Source organism: Micromonospora sp. GCM10011541 (genome assembly GCF_042650725.1).
Classification (GTDB): domain Bacteria; phylum Actinomycetota; class Actinomycetes; order Mycobacteriales; family Micromonosporaceae; genus Micromonospora; species Micromonospora sicca.
Genome location: NZ_JBHSBP010000091.1, coordinates 1 through 15,311 on the forward strand (window position 1 = coordinate 1; position 15,311 = coordinate 15,311).

The 15,311-nt window shown below is 72.6% G+C and carries 21 protein-coding genes and 1 pseudogene; 16 read left to right on the forward strand and 6 right to left on the reverse strand.

What is annotated here, in order from left to right; genetic code table 11:
• The 3 genes and pseudogenes from ACFOYX_RS30770 to ACFOYX_RS30780 form a co-directional block, all read right to left on the reverse strand.
• Window positions 1-279 (reverse strand): recombinase family protein (locus ACFOYX_RS30770; RefSeq protein WP_377534642.1); only part of this gene is annotated, 279 nt, incomplete at its 3' end.
• A gap of 60 nt (window positions 280-339) precedes the next feature.
• Window positions 340-474: pseudogene (locus ACFOYX_RS30775) on the reverse strand (helix-turn-helix domain-containing protein); the annotation flags it as partial.
• A gap of 56 nt (window positions 475-530) precedes the next feature.
• Window positions 531-1,184, reverse strand: coding sequence for a hypothetical protein (locus ACFOYX_RS30780; protein ID WP_322439282.1), 654 nt, complete (start codon window positions 1,182-1,184; stop codon window positions 531-533).
• Between the two features lie 127 nt (window positions 1,185-1,311).
• Between ACFOYX_RS30780 and ACFOYX_RS30785 the strand changes: the two genes are divergently transcribed.
• On the forward strand, window positions 1,312-1,518 hold the full coding sequence (locus ACFOYX_RS30785) for a hypothetical protein (RefSeq protein ID WP_322439283.1): 207 nt from the start codon (window positions 1,312-1,314) through the stop codon (window positions 1,516-1,518).
• Here ACFOYX_RS30785 and ACFOYX_RS30790 read toward each other — a convergent pair.
• The 3 genes from ACFOYX_RS30790 to ACFOYX_RS30800 all read right to left on the reverse strand — a co-directional run bounded on the left by ACFOYX_RS30790 (window position 1,515) and on the right by ACFOYX_RS30800 (window position 3,147).
• On the reverse strand, window positions 1,515-1,991 hold the full coding sequence (locus ACFOYX_RS30790; protein ID WP_322439284.1) for a hypothetical protein: 477 nt from the start codon (window positions 1,989-1,991) through the stop codon (window positions 1,515-1,517). The genes ACFOYX_RS30785 and ACFOYX_RS30790 overlap by 4 nt on opposite strands.
• A complete protein-coding gene (locus tag ACFOYX_RS30795; RefSeq protein WP_109803921.1) occupies window positions 1,988-2,197 on the reverse strand; it encodes a phosphatidylethanolamine-binding protein in 210 nt (69 codons plus the stop codon). Before ACFOYX_RS30795 ends, ACFOYX_RS30790 begins: the two co-directional genes overlap by 4 nt.
• Before the next feature lie 71 nt (window positions 2,198-2,268).
• Window positions 2,269-3,147 (reverse strand): universal stress protein, encoded by an 879-nt coding sequence (locus tag ACFOYX_RS30800; RefSeq protein ID WP_322439285.1) that lies wholly within the window; start codon window positions 3,145-3,147, stop codon window positions 2,269-2,271.
• Between the two features lie 129 nt (window positions 3,148-3,276).
• Here ACFOYX_RS30800 and ACFOYX_RS30805 point away from each other — a divergent pair, with 129 nt between their 5' ends.
• The 15 genes from ACFOYX_RS30805 to ACFOYX_RS30875 all read left to right on the forward strand — a co-directional run bounded on the left by ACFOYX_RS30805 (window position 3,277) and on the right by ACFOYX_RS30875 (window position 15,168).
• The gene (locus ACFOYX_RS30805) at window positions 3,277-4,023 is read left to right on the forward strand and encodes an SAM-dependent methyltransferase (protein ID WP_322439286.1); all 747 of its coding nucleotides are present in this window, start codon (window positions 3,277-3,279) and stop codon (window positions 4,021-4,023) included.
• A gap of 162 nt (window positions 4,024-4,185) precedes the next feature.
• Window positions 4,186-5,373: a PP2C family protein-serine/threonine phosphatase gene (locus tag ACFOYX_RS30810; RefSeq protein WP_322439436.1), complete on the forward strand. Its 1,188-nt coding sequence runs from the start codon at window positions 4,186-4,188 to the stop codon at window positions 5,371-5,373.
• 47 nt (window positions 5,374-5,420) lie between these two features.
• Entirely contained in the window at window positions 5,421-5,900 is a 480-nt protein-coding gene (locus ACFOYX_RS30815; RefSeq protein ID WP_322439287.1) for a MarR family transcriptional regulator, read from the forward strand.
• A gap of 321 nt (window positions 5,901-6,221) precedes the next feature.
• Window positions 6,222-6,863 carry a CDP-alcohol phosphatidyltransferase family protein gene (locus ACFOYX_RS30820; RefSeq protein WP_322439288.1) on the forward strand — a complete coding sequence of 214 codons (642 nt, stop codon included), beginning with the start codon at window positions 6,222-6,224 and terminating at the stop codon, window positions 6,861-6,863.
• Window positions 6,860-7,804 (forward strand): DUF881 domain-containing protein, encoded by a 945-nt coding sequence (locus tag ACFOYX_RS30825; protein WP_322439289.1) that lies wholly within the window; start codon window positions 6,860-6,862, stop codon window positions 7,802-7,804. Before ACFOYX_RS30820 ends, ACFOYX_RS30825 begins: the two co-directional genes overlap by 4 nt.
• Window positions 7,801-8,133: a small basic family protein gene (locus tag ACFOYX_RS30830; RefSeq protein WP_007071104.1), complete on the forward strand. Its 333-nt coding sequence runs from the start codon at window positions 7,801-7,803 to the stop codon at window positions 8,131-8,133. The genes ACFOYX_RS30825 and ACFOYX_RS30830 overlap by 4 nt, the downstream gene beginning before the upstream one ends.
• A 10-nt stretch (window positions 8,134-8,143) precedes the next feature.
• Window positions 8,144-9,088 carry a DUF881 domain-containing protein gene (locus tag ACFOYX_RS30835; RefSeq protein WP_322439291.1) on the forward strand — a complete coding sequence of 315 codons (945 nt, stop codon included), beginning with the start codon at window positions 8,144-8,146 and terminating at the stop codon, window positions 9,086-9,088.
• Between the two features lie 57 nt (window positions 9,089-9,145).
• Window positions 9,146-9,526, forward strand: a complete 381-nt coding sequence (gene gcvH, locus ACFOYX_RS30840) for a glycine cleavage system protein GcvH (protein WP_322439292.1) — start codon at window positions 9,146-9,148, stop codon at window positions 9,524-9,526.
• Between the two features lie 215 nt (window positions 9,527-9,741).
• Entirely contained in the window at window positions 9,742-10,194 is a 453-nt protein-coding gene (locus ACFOYX_RS30845; RefSeq protein ID WP_007071101.1) for an FHA domain-containing protein, read from the forward strand.
• 50 nt (window positions 10,195-10,244) lie between these two features.
• Window positions 10,245-10,946, forward strand: coding sequence for a MerR family transcriptional regulator (locus ACFOYX_RS30850; RefSeq protein WP_322439293.1), 702 nt, complete (start codon window positions 10,245-10,247; stop codon window positions 10,944-10,946).
• Window positions 10,947-11,159: 213 nt separating this feature from the next.
• A complete protein-coding gene (locus ACFOYX_RS30855) occupies window positions 11,160-11,624 on the forward strand; it encodes a bifunctional nuclease family protein (RefSeq protein WP_073833177.1) in 465 nt (154 codons plus the stop codon).
• 209 nt (window positions 11,625-11,833) lie between these two features.
• Window positions 11,834-12,442: a MerR family transcriptional regulator gene (locus tag ACFOYX_RS30860; RefSeq protein WP_109805506.1), complete on the forward strand. Its 609-nt coding sequence runs from the start codon at window positions 11,834-11,836 to the stop codon at window positions 12,440-12,442.
• 472 nt (window positions 12,443-12,914) lie between these two features.
• The gene (locus ACFOYX_RS30865; protein WP_109805505.1) at window positions 12,915-13,310 is read left to right on the forward strand and encodes a group 1 truncated hemoglobin; all 396 of its coding nucleotides are present in this window, start codon (window positions 12,915-12,917) and stop codon (window positions 13,308-13,310) included.
• A gap of 2 nt (window positions 13,311-13,312) precedes the next feature.
• Window positions 13,313-14,479 (forward strand): globin domain-containing protein, encoded by a 1,167-nt coding sequence (locus ACFOYX_RS30870; protein WP_322439294.1) that lies wholly within the window; start codon window positions 13,313-13,315, stop codon window positions 14,477-14,479.
• Window positions 14,476-15,168, forward strand: a complete 693-nt coding sequence (locus ACFOYX_RS30875; protein ID WP_238453954.1) for a DivIVA domain-containing protein — start codon at window positions 14,476-14,478, stop codon at window positions 15,166-15,168. The genes ACFOYX_RS30870 and ACFOYX_RS30875 overlap by 4 nt, the downstream gene beginning before the upstream one ends.
• Window positions 15,169-15,311: the final 143 nt, after the last annotated feature.

Here is a 15,311-nt window from a genome sequence, read left to right on the forward strand (position 1 = left end):
ACCCTTCGCGTGCAGCACCTCGACAGTCACCCCGTCACGGGCGAGCAGAGCGGTCAGCCACGCCGTGCCGAACCGGGCCAGCCGGTCGCGGTGGGTCACTCTCACCACGGTGAACTCGCCCGCCGCCGCACCCTTCAACAGCCGGGCAAGTCCCGGCCGGTTCTCCCGCAGCCCAGACGCCTTGTCCTTGAACACGGCCACCACCTCGGCGGCAGCAGTAGCCCGCAGTTCCGCCTCTTGGGCCACCAGCGACGACTCCTGGCCAGACGTACCCGACACCCGCACATACAACGCCTCACGGCGCGGCCGTTCCGGCTCACCCCGTCCGACGAACGCATCGAGCAACGCAGAGTCGAACCGACGCTCCCGACCAACCCACGTCACCGCCACCCGTCCCTCATCCGCCCACCGTCGCAGCGTCACAGGATGCACACCGATGTACTCAGCGGCCGGACCCAGGCGCAGCAACGACATGATCAAGAACGTACCACATAGGTTCGCTTAGTCAATCAGCCAACAGTTGCACACCCTCAGCGCGCCGCCGCGCTCCGGCTGACCTCGCCGGCCGACTCCTCGCCCAGCGCCACCCGCACCAGCGCCGAGGCGAGCCGCCCGAAGTCGGCGTCGCCGACCAGGCCGGCCAGCCCGCCCGGGTTCGCCGGCAGCCCCAGCCGCTTCGCGCCGGCCAGGGTCCGCCGGTCGGCGTACGGGCGCACGTCCGGCCAGACCGTCTGCGCCTCGCGCAGGAAGATGTCCGCCCCGGTGGGGCCGATGCCGGGGAACTCGGTGAGCAGCCGGCGCAGCGCCTGCCGGTCGCCGTCGGCCTCCCGGTGCATCCGCCGCAGGTCCCCGTGCCAGCGGTCCAGGCAGAGCCGGGCGCCGTTGTCCAGCATGGTGGCGGTCCGGTCGTCGTAGCGGCGGTAGTGGCCGCGGCCGAGCGCGTCGACCCGGTCCTGCCAGCTCGCCGCCTCCATCGCCTGCGGGGTCCGGTACCCGGCCGCGAAGAGCTCCCGCGCGGCGGCGAGGGCCACCCCGGCCCGGATCCGGGTGCTCAGCAGCGTGCTGAGCACCAGCAGCTGGTACAGCGGCTGCGGGCGGTCGGCCAGCCGGATCCCCGCCTCCTCGGCGTACGTCCGGCCCTGCCGGTCCAGCAGCACCCGCGCCATGTTCCGATCGTCCCGCATCCGTGGGGTGTACCCGTACCGCGTCGGCCCAGACCTGCGGCGGCGCCCCGGAATGCGTCCGACGGCGGCGGGTAACCGGCACAGGTGCGCGGCCCACGCCGTGCGTGTCCACCGGAAGGAGCAACCCGTGACGAACGTGCAGCAGCCCGAGATGCGCCGCAACGGGCACAACCCGACCGTCCAGGACAGCAAGGAGCCCGGCCCCGCCGGCGCACCGCGCAACCGCGGGACGTCCCAGGGAGACCGGGGACGACCGACGCCGAAGGGGCAGGTCTCGCCGTTCGGCCCGGCGGGGGCGCCGGTGGCCGATGACGAGAGCGACGCCCGGGGCTAACGCCCGTGCCGCGACCGCGGCCGCAGCCGCTTCCAAGTGGCTGCGGCCGCCATTCCGTATGCCAGGTGCGGAACGATGTCGGCCAGCCAGTCCTTCGGTCGCCAGGTACGCGGGTCGGACACGCCGAGCGCGGCGATGGAACCGTCCGTGGTGGCCATGACGCCGCCGCCGAGCACCCCGGCGGCGATCGGCAGCGGGACCCGTCGGCGGGCGGCGAGGAGGCCGAAGGCGGCCCCGGCGGCGATGCCGGTGGCGTACCCGAGCACGGGCCCGAGGCCCGAGCGGCGGGTGGCCGCCCGGTCCTCGGGCCCGAGGTCGACGTGCGCGGCCCCGGCGAGCCGCCGCACGGTCTCCTCCGGGGTGCTGCTCGCCGGGCGGGCCCGCGCCGCGATGTCGAGGTAGCCCATCACGTTCAACGCGACGGTGCCCACCGCACCCGCGATCGCGCCGTCGACCAGGGGCGCAGCTCTCACTTCGGGTCGCCCGGTTCGCGTTCGCCCTTCGGGCCGAACGTCCGTTCCCCCCGTACGACGCCCCGTTGGCCGCGGTCGTCCTGCAGGATCCGGTTGGCGACCTGGTTCGCCTCCTGGTCCGACGCCCGCCCGGACTGCTCGATCAGATCGCGCAGCCGCGCCCGTTCCTTGTCGTACGCGCTGCTGCCCGGCCGTGGTCCTGGCATCGCTGCCTCCTCCTGTAGGCGTGCCCGGGTCGTCTACCCGGCGCCGTCGGGGTCATTCGTGCCGGCGACGCTCACGCGGGGGAGCGGACCACGGCGACCGGGCACGCGGCGTGGTGCAGCAGGGCGTGGCCGACCGAGCCGAGGAGCAGCCCGGTCAGCTCGCTCCGGCCCTGGCTGCCGACCACCAGCAGCTGGGCCCGGCGGCTGGCCTCGGTGAGCGCGGCGACCGGCCGGCCGTGCACCACCGCACGGGTGACGGGGACCTCCGGGTACCGCTCGGCGAGCCCGGCGAGGGACTCGGCGAGTATCCGGGTCTCCTCCCCGCGCAGCTGGTTCTCCTCGTAGACCAGGGGTTGCATGTCGCCGGGGCCGCTGGAGACCGGGTGCGGATAGGCGTGCACCGCGTGCAGCCCGGCGCCGCGCAACGCCGCCTCCTCGACGGCGAACTCGACCGCGGCCCGGGACAGCGCCGAACCGTCCACCCCGACCACCACCGGCCCGGCCGCGTGCTCCTCGCCCCGGACCACCAGCACCGGGCAGTCCGCGTAGGAGGCCACCTGGATCGCCACCGAGCCGACCACCAGCGAGGCGAAGCCGCCCAGGCCCCGGTCGCCGAGCATGATCATCGCGGCGGTGGGGGACTCGCCGACCAGCACGGCGGAGGCCTCGCCGTCGATGATCTCCCCGGAGACCCGTACCGCCGGCGCCGTCGCCTCCGCCTCGGCCACCGCCGTAGCCACCAGCTCCTGCGCCTGGCGCCGCAGGCCGCCGCCGGGCCCCTCGGCGACCGGATTCATCGCAGCGTGCAGCAGCGGCCAGATGAAGCCGTGCACCACCCGCAGCGGGCGGTGCCGGCGGGCCGCCTCGGCCGCGGCGAGGCGGACGGCCCGCAGCGCCGGCTCGGAGCCGTCCACGCCGACCACCACCGCCGCGCCGTTCGCCGAGTTCACCGCTGCACCTCCTGGCCGCCGGACGCCCGCGGCCAGTATCGCGGCCGGCGGCCGGTCCACGGGGCGATACCGCCGGAGCCGCCCCGTGGGTACGCTGTCGACCACCGCCCGGGGAAGGGAGCCTCGTCGATGGCCGAGCCCGACCAGCCGAGCACCGCCCGCATGATCGACTTTTGGCTCGGCGGCGAGCACCACTTCCCGGTCGACGTGGCCGCGGCCCGCGCCTTCGAGGAGGCGTACGGACCCTGCGCGGTGATCTTCCGCTCGCTGCGGGAGTTCCTCGGCCGGGCGGTCCGGTCGATCGCCGACGCGGGGGTGGACAGCTTCCTGGTCTTCGGGGCCGGCGTGCCGACCCGGGGCAATGTGCACGAGGCCGCTCCCGAGGCGACCGTCCTCTACACCGACGTCGACCCGGTGACCATCCGGCTCGGCCAGCGCATCCTCGCCGGCAGCGACCGGGCCGGCTACGGGTTCGGCGACGCCACCGACATCGGCACGATCGACCCCGCCCAGCTGCACCGGTTCGTCCCGGGCTGGGGGCGGCGGCCGGTCGGGGTGGTCTTCCTCGGGCTGGCCGCGTTCCTCGACGACGAGACGCTCTCCCGGACTCTGGACGAGCTCTACGAGGCGGTCGCGCCGGGCAGCTTCCTGGCCGTCGACTGCGCCGGGGAGGAGCTGGCCGCGTACCCCCGGGCGTTGGCGCTGATGGGCCCCGCGTTCCGGATGCGCCCGCCCGCCGCGTTCGGTCCGCTGCTGGGCCGCTGGGAGCCCACCGCCGACGGCGTCGGGCCGGTCGCCCGGTGGCGTCCGGACGGCGAGCCGGCCGCGGTGCCGGACGCCTTCTACGGCGTGGTGGCCACGAAGCCGTCCGCCTGACGGGTCCCGCCTCCCGTCCCGCCGCCCCTCGACCCGGGCCCCGCGAGGGACCCGCCGTCGGCTCGGGTGCCCTTCCCGCACGCCGGTCGGAACCGGGCGTCGGGGATGCCGGCACGCCTCCGTATGATGCTTGCCCCAGAGCAATAATCGCGGAGGATGCACATGCCGGATGCGGCCGGACAGGTGTCGCGCGCCCTGCGCGTGGCCCCGCCCGACCAGTTGGTGGAGGCCGCCGACCGGGCGATCCGCGCGGCGCTGGGGGCGTCGCGCACCGAGGTGTTCATCGCCGACTACCGGTTCAGCGGGCTCTGGCCGGTGCTGGACCCGGAGTTGCCGGACGCCGGCTTCCTCTCCTGCCACGGCGTGGCCCAGCGCTGCTTCAGCAGCCAGCAGCCGGTGCTGGACGCCGGCGAGGACGGCCGGTGCCGGGCCTACCTGCCGCTGTCGGTGTGGGGTGAACGGCTCGGGGTGCTGCTGGTCGAGCTGCCGGCCCAGCCGGACCCGGCGGCGGTGGAGGCGGCCCGGGACATCGCGGGCGAGCTGGCGGTGGCGCTGCGCGCGGCCGACCGGGAGACCGACCGCTACCGCCGGGCACGGCGTCGGGAGCGGCTGAGCATGGCCGCCGAGATGCAGTGGGACCTGCTGCCCGGACGCAGCGTCGCGCACCACGCGTTCCTGCTGGCCGGCCAGCTCGAACCGGCGTACACGGTCGGCGGTGACCACTTCGACTGGTCGGTCGACGGCGACCGGCTCACCGTCACGGTGCTCAACGGCGCCGGCAACGGCCTGGCGGCCGCGCTGCTCACCGCGGTCACCGTGAACGCGATGCGCAACGCCCGCCGGTCCGGCGGCAGCCTGGTCGAGCAGGCGGAGCTGGCCTCGGACACCATCTTCTACCAGCACCGCGGCACCCGACACGTGGCGACGCTCCTGCTCGAGCTGGACACCCGGCGGGGCGTGGTCAAGGCGGTGGACGCCGGTTCGCCGCACGTGCTGCGGCTGCGCGGGGGCACGGTCACCCCGATCGCCCTGGAGCAGCAGCTGCCGCTGGGCATGTTCGCCGAGACCCGGTACGACGTGCAGGAGTTCGCGGTGGAGCCGGGGGACCGGCTGTTCGTGGTCAGCGACGGCGTGTACGCCGCCGAGCCGGGCGGCCAGGAGCCGTACGGGGACCGGGCCATGGCGCGGTCGATGCGGTCCACTCGGCTGCAGCCGGCGACCGAGGCAGTTGGTACGGTGATGCGCGAACTGCACGCGTACCACGTCGACGCGGACCTCCGTGACGACGCGGTCGTCGTCTGCCTGGACTGGCGCGGTTCCGGCCGTGTGGACGACGGGTGCGGGCGGTAACGGACCGGCGGAGCGAACACGAACGGGACGATCGCAGGGGACAGCGGGTGGAGCGACCTCCGAATCTTGCCGCGGCCATCGATGCGGCCGCTGAGGCGCTCGTCGGCGTGCTCGATTCGGCGACCTCGCGGCACAGCGTCAGCGTCTCGCCGACCCAGCTGCGGGTGCTCTCGCTGATCATGGCGCACCCGGAGACCAACGTGAACCGGCTGGCTGAGCTGCTGGACGTGGTGCCGTCGTCGGCCAGCCGGCTCTGCGACCGGCTGGAGGCGGTCGGCCTGGTCCGCCGGGTGGCGGACCCCCGCGACCGGCGCGAGGTCCGGTTGATCCCGACCGCGGCGGCGGAGACGCTGCTGCGCGAGCTGAGGGACCGCCGGCACCAGGCCGTGCAGGCGGTCCTCGACCGGATGCCCAACCGGGTGCAGCACGAGCTGTTGCTGGCCCTGGTCGCGTTCAGCCAGGCAGCGGCGGCGATGTCCGCGCCGCAGACCGCCACCGATTCCACCGCCACGGCCCGCACCGCCTAATCGTTCCGGCTGGACCGGCCGGGTCCGCCGGGCGGTCAGTTCCAACTAGTGTCCTAGGATGCCTTACCGGTGGTGCGAGGCCACACACAAACCGAAAGCTGAGCGGCGACGCAAGCTGGGCACCCGGGCCGCGGGGAAGCGCCCGATATAGTGGCAGCGCAACTCACCGGCCCGCGATCGAACCGATCGTGGGCCGCATCGGGGGAGGTCCCAGCCCGGGATCGCAGAGGGCGCCGGCGGTGACCGGCCGGCAACGCGCATGTTCCTCCGGAGCGGTCGACCACGGTCGGCCGCCGGAACGTGCTGCGGAGGGAGGGTTCGGTGTCGCGTCGCCCGGCTCGCGCGGAGCGTTCGGCTTCCGGCGGTACGACGGCGGTCGTGGGGGACCGCGTCCTCACCCTGCCGAACGTGATCAGTTTCGTCCGCCTGCTCGGCGTGCCGCTCTTCCTGTACCTCTTCCTGGTCGTCCGCGCGGACGTGGCGGCGATCGTGGTGCTCGCCATCGGCGGCACCAGCGACTGGGTGGACGGCTGGATCGCCCGCCGCCTGCACCAGGTCAGCCGGCTGGGAGAGCTGCTCGACCCGCTCGCCGACCGGCTCTACATCCTGGCCACGCTCCTGGCGTTCACCGCGCGGGAGGTGGTGCCGTGGCAGTTCACCGGGGCGCTGCTCGCCCGCGAGCTGCTCCTGCTCGGTTCGCTGGCCGTGCTGCGTCGGTACGGCTACGGCCCGCCGCCGGTGCACTACGTAGGCAAGACCGCCACCTTCCTGCTGCTGGCCGCGTTCCCGATCCTGCTGCTGGCCGCGGCGGCGCCCGGCGTGGCGACCGCCGCCGGCGCGATCGGCTGGGGGCTGGCCTGGTGGGGGTTGGTGCTCTACTGGGTGGCCGGGGCGATGTACGTGGTGCAGGCCAGTCGGCTGGTCCGCGAGATGCGCGCCCGCGCCGGGGGTGCGCCGGCATGAGTTCGACCCCCCGCGAGGGCCGGGACCCCTCGGCCCGGGTGTACGCGCCGGACTTCCTCACCGACCTGTTCCGCAACCCCCTCGACCCCGGGTACGCGGACGCGGCGGCCCGTCGCCGGCAGGCCCCGCCGTCCGGCCTGCGCCGCTGGGCGGCCCGCCCGGTGACCGTGGTGGTCGTGGTGGCGATCGGGTTCCTCTTCTCCGTCGCCTACCGGGAGACCATGGCGGAGGAGCCGGGCCGGGCGAAGGCGCGCGCCGGCCTGATCGCCGAGATCAAGCAGCGGGAGAGCGAGACCGACCGGTTGACCGCGCGCGCGGAGCAGTTGCGCGAGGAGGTGAGCCGGCAGCGGGACGCGGCGCTGAGCGGCTCGCAGGCGTCCCGGTTGCGCAACCTGGAGGCCGGCACCGGTCTGGCCCGGGTGCGGGGTGACGGTGTGGTGGTGCGATTGGCCGACGGTGCCGAGGACAAGGACGCGGTGACGGGCGCGGACGCGGGGCCGTCCCGGGTGTTGTACTCCGACCTGCAGAAGGTGGCCAACGCGTTGTGGGCGGCGGGCGCGGAGGCGGTCGCAATCAACGGGCAGCGGTTGACCGCGACGTCGACGATCCGGTCGGCGGGGGAGGCGATCCTCGTCGACTACCGGCCGGTGACGGGCCCGTACGAGGTGGCGGCGATCGGTCCGGGTTCGATGCGGGACCGGTTCGACGACAGCCGGGCGGCGAGCCTGATGCGGGAGGTCGCGCGGAGCACGGGCCTGTCGTTCGGGGTGAAGGAGGCCGAGGACCTCACCCTGCCGGCGGCTCCGCAGCCGCGGCTACGCTACGCCGAGCCCTCGGTCAGTCCGAGCCCGTCGCCGTCGGGTTCGGGTGCCGCGGGTAAGACCAGTCCCGGGCCGTCCGGCTCGGGGACCTCTCCCAGCCCCTCCGGAGGTGGCCGATGATCGCGGTGCTGGCGTTGCTCGCCGGTGTGGTCCTCGGGGTGTACCTCGACCCCACCGTGCCCGCTGCGTTGCAGCCGTACCTGCCGATCGCCGTGGTGGCCGCGCTCGACGCGGTGTTCGGCGGGGTCCGGGCGAAGCTCGACCGGATCTTCGACGACAAGCAGTTCGTGGTGTCGTTCATCTCGAACGTTCTGGTGGCGGGTCTGATCGTGTACCTGGGTGACCAGTTGGGGGTGGGCGGTCAGCTGTCCACCGGTGTGGTGGTCGTGCTCGGGGTGCGCATCTTCGGAAACGTGGCGGCGATCCGCCGGCACCTGTTCCGGGCGTAGGTTGGTGGCGATGAGCGAGGAGCACAGGAAGACCGGGACCGGTTGGCCGGCGGCGGAGCCGACCCGGCCGGCGGGGCCGGCGGGTGAGCCGGATCCGCGGCCGGACGCGCCGGATCCCGATGAGTTGAGTCCGCTGGCGCCGGACGGGCCGGCGGAGCGGGAGGCCGACGCGCCGGCGAGCCCGGAGGCCGAGCCGGCGAGTCCCGAGGCTGAGCCGGAGGCTGCCGCGTCGGCGCCGGTGGCGGAGGGGTCGGGTAGGCGGCGGTTGACGTCGGCGGGGGCGATGATCGGCGTGCTGCTGGCGTTGCTGGGGTTCACCCTGGTGGTGCAGTTGAAGACGACCTCGACGGATCCGACCCTGGCGGCGACCCGGGAGGAGGACCTGGTCCGGATCTCGTCGGATCTGGATTCCCGGGAGCGGCGGCTGCGGCAGGACATCGAGGCGCTGGAGGAGAGCCAGCGGCAGCTGCGCTCGGGTGAGCAGGGTCGGCAGGCGGCGCTGGAGGAGGCGACGCGGCGGGCCGACGAGTTGGGCATTCTGGCGGGTACGTTGCCGGCGGTGGGGCCGGGGCTGTCGGTGCGCTTCGTGGGTGACGGCAAGGCGATCTCGTCGACGCGGATCCTGGACGCGGTGGAGGAGTTGCGGGGCGCGGGCGCGGAGGCGATGCAGATCTCCGGTGCCGAGGGGACGGCGGTGCGGATCATCGCGTCGACGTATTTCGTGGACGCCGAGGGCGGTGGCCTGGTGGTGGACGGGCGGCGGTTGAGTGGCCCGTACACGATCCTGGTGATCGGTGATCCGGCGACGATGCGTACGGCGTTGAACATTCCCGGCGGGGTGGTCGCATCGGTCAACGATGCCGGCGGTAGCGTGACCCCCGTGGATCGTGAGGTTGTGGAGGTTTCGCAGCTGCACGCCCCGATCAAGCTGGAACACGCCCGTCCGGTCTCCTGACCGGGCGCGGCCGGCACCGGTTCCCCCCGGTGCACCGATGGATGAAGGACGCAGCTGGTGATTCCTGAGGATCTGCGGTACACCGCCGAGCACGAGTGGGTGGCCGATGGCGACGGTGGCGCCGTCCGGGTCGGCATCACGCACTTCGCGCAGGACGCCCTGGGTGACATCGTGTTCGTCCAGTTGCCGGACGAGGGTGCGGTGGTGGCGGCCGGTGAGCCGCTGGGTGAGATCGAGTCGACGAAGAGCGTGTCGGAGATCTACGCGCCGATCAGCGGTACGGTGGCGGCGCGTAACGAGGCGCTCGGCGACACCCCTGAGGTGATCAACACGGATCCGTACGGTGCGGGGTGGTTGTTGGAGATCACCCCGGATGATCCGGCCGCGGTCGAGGGTCTGCTGACCGCTGGCGCGTACCGCGAGCTCACTGAGAGCTGAGTGTCGTCCCGGGCGGGCGGGGTTGTTCTCTGCGCGTCCGGTTGCCCTGCATTTCGGCGCTGGCTAGGCTCGCCCAGTCGACCGAGAACCCAATAGTTGAGCGTTTGTGGAATGCGCCTTCCCGGGCACGGGGAGCCAGCCGCCGGGTGTGACACGCCCGGCGGCCAGACCCGCCATTACCCGACGCCGACCGAACAGATCCGTGAGGTGGTCCCATGACGCGCCCAGACGACGAGTTCCCCCCACTCGACGTCACTTCGACGCTCAATCTCGGTTCGCTCGACGAAGTGCTGGAGGGTCCGGACACCGATGTGGTGCCGAGCCGGATGTCCGGTTCGTTGCCGCCGGGGATGGCGCTGCTGGTGGTTCGCCGGGGTCCGAACGCGGGCGCCCGGTTCCTGTTGGACCACGATGTGACGACGAGTGGCCGGCACCCGGACAGTGACATCTTCCTGGACGACGTGACGGTGTCGCGGCGGCACGCCGAGTTCCACCGGGACGGTGGCACGTTCACGGTGCGGGACGTGGGCAGCCTGAACGGCACGTACGTGAACCGGGAGCGGGTCGAGGCGGCCACGTTGAGCAATGGTGACGAGGTGCAGATCGGCAAGTTCCGGGTGGTGTTCATCGCCGGTCCGCGCCCGGAGGAGGAGGCCGGCCGGGGGTGAACGAGCCTGCGGCTTCGACGCCGCCCGGGGCGGCCCGGTCCCATCCGCTGATGAGTATCGGTGAGGTGCTGGGGCAGTTGCGGGTGGAGTTCCCGGACGTCACGATCTCGAAGTTGCGGTTCCTGGAGACCGAGGGTCTGGTGGAGCCGCAGCGGACGCCGGCGGGGTATCGGAAGTACAGCTGGGACGATGTGGCGCGGTTGCGGTTCGTGTTGACCGCGCAGCGGGATCAGTATCTGCCGTTGCGGGTGATCCGTGACCAGTTGGCGGAGTTCGACGCGTCGGGTGGCGCGTCGGGTCGGCAGCGGCCGGCGTTGGTGACGGTCGGTCCCGGTGGTGAGGTGCCGGGGCGGGGTGAGCCGGGTCCTGCCGAGTCGTCGGAGGTGCGGCTGGGGCGGGCGGAGCTGATCGCGCGTTCCGGGATCGACGAGTCGACGTTGGCGGAGTTGGAGCGGCTCGGTGTGCTGGTGTCCGATCCGGCGGGCTGGTACGACGCGGATGCTCTGATCATCGCGCGGGCGGTGGCGGGGTTGGCGGCGTACGGGCTGGAGCCGCGGCATCTGCGGGGTTACCGGACGGCGGCGGATCGGGAGGTCGGTCTGTTCGCGCAGTTGGTGGCGCCGTTGGCGCGGCAGAGTGATCCGGCGGCGCGGTCCCGGGCGGCGGAGACGGCGCGTGAGTTGGTGGCGTTGTCGCAGCAGTTGCACGCGGCCCTGGTGCGGGTGGGGTTGCGGTCGTCGTTGGGTCGGTGACGGTGCGGGGCCGGGTGTCGGTGACGCCCGGCCCTTCGCTTGCGTGAGAGCGGAAAGATCTGCCCCGGGAAGCGTGTCGTAGGCTTGCCGGGGTAACCCCTTTCCGGCGAGACGCGTGGTGCACGTAGCGCATGGGACTCCCGTGTCGCGGTCCGTGTACCGTGCAGGGAAGGGCGCGGTGCGGGCATAGGTGACAACGACACGGAGGCGGCGGTGCGCGAGCTGAGCGTGGTCGGAGTTCGGGTGGAGCTGCCCAGCAACCAGCCGATCGTCCTGCTGCGGGAGGTCGAGGGGGACCGCTATCTGCCGATCTGGATCGGCGCGGTCGAGGCGACGGCGATCGCCTACGAGCAGCAGGGGGTCAAGCCGGCCCGGCCGTTGACGCATGATCTGCTGCGGGACGTGCTGGCGGCGTTGCAGGCGCCGTTGCGGGCGGTGGAGATCACCGAGTTGAAGGAGAACGTCTTCTACGCCGATCTGCTGATCGGGGACGGTGTGCGGGTGTCCGCGCGGCCGAGCGATTCCATCGCGTTGGCGTTGCGGGTCGGGGCTCCGATTCGTTGTGCCGAGCAGGTCCTCAGCGAGGCGGGGATCGTGATCCCGGATGAGCAGGAGGACGAGGTGGAGAAGTTCCGCGAGTTCCTGGAGCAGGTGCGGCCGGAGGACTTCGCGGGCTGAGTCCGCTGCCCGGCCGGGTGTCGGCGGCCGACGATCTGGCGTCACCGTGGGTGACTGGGTGTTGTCGTCGGTGATCTTCCGGGTGCCTGCGCGGCGTGTCGCGTCGGTTCCTCCGTGGTAACTCCTGAGGGCCGCTATAGGGTTGCGGTGTCGAGGGGTGCACGTTCGGAGAAACGGCGTGTCGCCGCACGGGCGGGGAGGTTGTCCGGATGCACGAGCCGCGAGATCCTGATCCGGGTACGCCGCAGCAGTCGGGTGTGGCGTCGCCCGTCCCGGGCACCGAGGGTGATGGTGCGGTGGGCTACCGGGGTGTGACCGCCTGCCACGCGGCGGGTATCAGTTATCGGCAGTTGGACTACTGGGCCCGGACGGGGCTGGTGGTGCCGAGCGTGCGGGACGCGTCGGGTTCGGGGACGTCCCGGTTGTACTCCTTCCGCGATCTGGTGGTGTTGAAGGTCGTGAAGCGGTTGCTGGACGCCGGGGTGTCCCTGCAGAACATCCGGAAGGCGATCGAGGCGTTGCGGTCGCGTGGGGTGGAGGATCTGGCGGGGATCACGCTGATCTCGGACGGGACGACGGTGTACGAGTGCCGGTCGCCGGAGGAGGTGGTCGACCTGTTGCAGGGCGGCCAGGGCGTGTTCGGCATCGCGATCGGCGGGGCGTTCAAGGAGATCCAGGGTTCGCTGTCGCACCTGCCGGCGGAGCCGGTCGGGCAGGAGCCGGCGGCGTCCGCGCCGGAGGCGCCTGAGGCGGCGGGTGCGGCGGAGCCGGTGGGGGACGAGTTGGCGGCGCGTCGGGCGCGGCGCCGGGCGGGTTGAGCCGCCGAGTTGGCTTTTTCGGATCGCGTCGTGGCCGGGGCCCGACGCGATCCCTTTGCTGGTGACGCAGCGTGTCGGGTTGGTCGTGGGCGCGGCCGGGCCGGTCCGGTCGGTGGGACTCGTCCGGCGGTGCGTCTGTCGCCGGGCCGGATCGCGTCGGTGGTGATCAGGGGCGAAGCCGGCATGGTGGTGTGGCTCGCGGGCGGGATTGTCCAGGGTGGAGAGTGTCACGTGGACCGGTCTCCGGCTGGTGACCAGCCGTAGACGTCCTGATTGCCGCCCATCCGGGCGATGTCGATGCTGTCCGGTCGGCTGTTGTCCGAATTCCGATGGGCCGGTCGTGACCTTATCCGGATGGCGCGCTATGGTCCCACACGGTCGTGCTGGCGCTGACGTCACGGTAACTCCCGCCAGCCGACAGGTTGCCCCTCCGCGCCGATTCGCGCGGCCCTTCACCCTGGAAGGAACGACCGTGACGGTTATCGAAGAAACCGCGCCCTCCCACTACGCGCGCATTGGCGGCGCCAGTTCGGTCAAGGCGGCCGTGGCGCTGTTCTACGACAAGGTGCTCGCCGACCCGGAGCTGGCCGGCTACTTCTCCGACATCGACATGACGGAGCAGCGGCGGCACCTGGCGCTGATGCTGACCGTGGTGCTCGGCGGGCCCAACGAGTACGCCGGCCGTGGGCTGGCCGAGGCGCACCAGCCGCTGGGCATCCCCGTGGCGCACTACGTGAAGGTCGGTGAGCACCTGACCGCGACGCTCACGGAGCTGGGGGTGCCGCAGGACATCATCACCGACGTTCAGGTCGTCCTGGAGAAGGTGCAGGACCAGGTGGTGTCGTCCGGTCACGGGTCGGGCGTCTGAGGGTGGACGCGGCACGGCTGAAGCAGAGCTGGTCCCTGGTCGCCGCGCACGGCGACCAGGTGCCGCTCTACTTCTACTCGACGCTGTTCCTGGCCTACCCGGAGACCCGGCAGATGTTCCCCACGAACATGGCCGGGCAGCGGGATCGACTGGTGACTGCGTTGGGGCACATCGTGTCCCACGTGGACCAGGTCGACGGCCTGGTCGGGTTCCTGAAGGATCTCGGTGCCGACCACCGCAAGTTCGCGGTGCGCGCCGAGCACTACCCGGCGGTCGGCGAGGCGCTGCTGGCGACGCTGCGGCATTTCCTCGGCGAGGCGTGGACCGACGAGCTGGCCCAGGACTGGACGGCCGCGTACGGGCTGGTCTCGCAGGTGATGATCGACGCCGCGCAGGCCGCCGAAGCGGTGAACCCGCCGTGGTGGGTGGCCGAGATCGTCGGGCACGAGCGCCGGACGTTCGACGTGGCGGTGCTGACGTTGCGCCCGCAGTACCTGCTGCCGTTCACGCCGGGCCAGTCGATCGGGGTGTCCCACCCGGCGGTGCGGTCGTGGCGGTACTACTCGCCGGCGAACGCGCCGCGCGCCGACGGCACCCTGGAGCTGCACGTGCGTGCGGTGCCCGGTGGCGCGGTGTCGTCGCGGCTGGTGTACGGGTGCGCGGTGGGCGATCAGATCCACCTGGCGGCGCCGGTGGGGGATCGGCTGCTGCTGTGGTCGGCGGGCCCGAGTGATCTGCTGCTGCTGGCCGGCGGCACCGGCTGGGCGCCGGTGAAGTCGTTGGTGGAGCAGGTCGCCGCGGAGGGTTCGCGGCGCAAGGTCGACCTGTACGTGGGTGCCCGTTCGCAACACGAGTTCTACGACACGGACGCGATCGACAAGTTGGCGTCGTCGTATCCGTGGTTGACCGTCACCTATGTGGTGGGCATGGATCTGCGCCGGCCGGGCGAGTTCGTGCAGCCGGTGGACCGGGCGTTGGCCGACGGGGACTGGCGTTCCCGGCACGTCTACATCTGCGGTTCCGACGAGATGGTCTCCCATTCGGTGACCACGTTGACGCAGGCCGGCTACCACGCCGGTCAGCTGCACCACGAGGGTTTCGGCAAGCACTGGTACGGGCCGACGTGGCGGACGGCGACCGGCCCTGACGAATCCGGAGGTGTCCGGTGAGCGCAACCCCGATCAGCAGGTACGAGGGAGTTCAGGTCTCCAGTGCCGTGCAGGTCCGGATGACCTCCGACCGGGTGCGTCGGTGGGAGTTCGGCACGGCGTCTTTCACGCGGCGCGGCTACGACCAGACGGACGTGGACCGGTTCCGGATGCAGGTGGCCGACGAGCTGGATCTGCTGGCGACGCAGGTCGCGGGCCTGCGGGCGGAGAACGAGCGGCTCAACGACCATTTGGAGCTGCATCGGCACGGGGTGATCCCGAGCACCGACGCGGCGGCGAAGCTGCCCGCGGCGAAGGAGGTCAACCTGCTGTCCGCGGCGCAGCGGGAGGCCGAGCAGATCATCGCCCAGGCGCACGACTACGCCCGGCGGGTCGCCGAGTACGCCCAGCTGCAGTACCAGAGCTACATGCAGGCCGCGGCGGAGGAGGCGAAGCAGGAGGCCGAGCGGGCGGTGGCGCAGTACCGCAGCAGCGCGGGCGGGAACTTCGACGACTCGGTGGCGGCGCGGGAGGCGTTGCGGATCTTCGGCGAGATGATGATCTCGCACATGCAGGCGGCGGCCCGGCACCTGGACGACGGCAGCGAGCAGTTGGCCCGGACGATGGACCGGATCGCCCGGGAGACCGCGGGCGCGGCGTCGGTGGGCGGCGGGCAGCCGCAGGTGGCCCTGCCCCGCCACCAGCGCTGAGCCGGGGTCGGCCCGCCGTTCCGCAACCGGCGGGCCGATCCCCCAGGCCGACGGGTGGCCGTCGCGGCAGAACGCCGCTGGGTGCGTCGCGGGGGATCCCCGCACCGGCGCAGCGCCGGTGCGAGCTACGCCTTCGGGCAGCC

What these genes read in the sequence shown, in the direction of transcription:
- ACFOYX_RS30780 (WP_322439282.1), bottom strand. Translation starts at nt 1,184, where the DNA reads ATGCGGGACGATCGGAACATGGCGCGGGTGCTGCTGGACCGGCAGGGC.
- ACFOYX_RS30795 (WP_109803921.1), bottom strand. Translation starts at nt 2,197, where the DNA reads ATGCCAGGACCACGGCCGGGCAGCAGCGCGTACGACAAGGAACGGGCG.
- ACFOYX_RS30805 (WP_322439286.1), top strand. Translation starts at nt 3,277, where the DNA reads ATGGCCGAGCCCGACCAGCCGAGCACCGCCCGCATGATCGACTTTTGG.
- ACFOYX_RS30810 (WP_322439436.1), top strand. Translation starts at nt 4,186, where the DNA reads ATGCCGGATGCGGCCGGACAGGTGTCGCGCGCCCTGCGCGTGGCCCCG.
- ACFOYX_RS30825 (WP_322439289.1), top strand. Translation starts at nt 6,860, where the DNA reads ATGAGTTCGACCCCCCGCGAGGGCCGGGACCCCTCGGCCCGGGTGTAC.
- ACFOYX_RS30830 (WP_007071104.1), top strand. Translation starts at nt 7,801, where the DNA reads ATGATCGCGGTGCTGGCGTTGCTCGCCGGTGTGGTCCTCGGGGTGTAC.
- ACFOYX_RS30835 (WP_322439291.1), top strand. Translation starts at nt 8,144, where the DNA reads ATGAGCGAGGAGCACAGGAAGACCGGGACCGGTTGGCCGGCGGCGGAG.
- ACFOYX_RS30845 (WP_007071101.1), top strand. Translation starts at nt 9,742, where the DNA reads ATGACGCGCCCAGACGACGAGTTCCCCCCACTCGACGTCACTTCGACG.
- ACFOYX_RS30850 (WP_322439293.1), top strand. Translation starts at nt 10,245, where the DNA reads ATGAGTATCGGTGAGGTGCTGGGGCAGTTGCGGGTGGAGTTCCCGGAC.
- ACFOYX_RS30860 (WP_109805506.1), top strand. Translation starts at nt 11,834, where the DNA reads ATGCACGAGCCGCGAGATCCTGATCCGGGTACGCCGCAGCAGTCGGGT.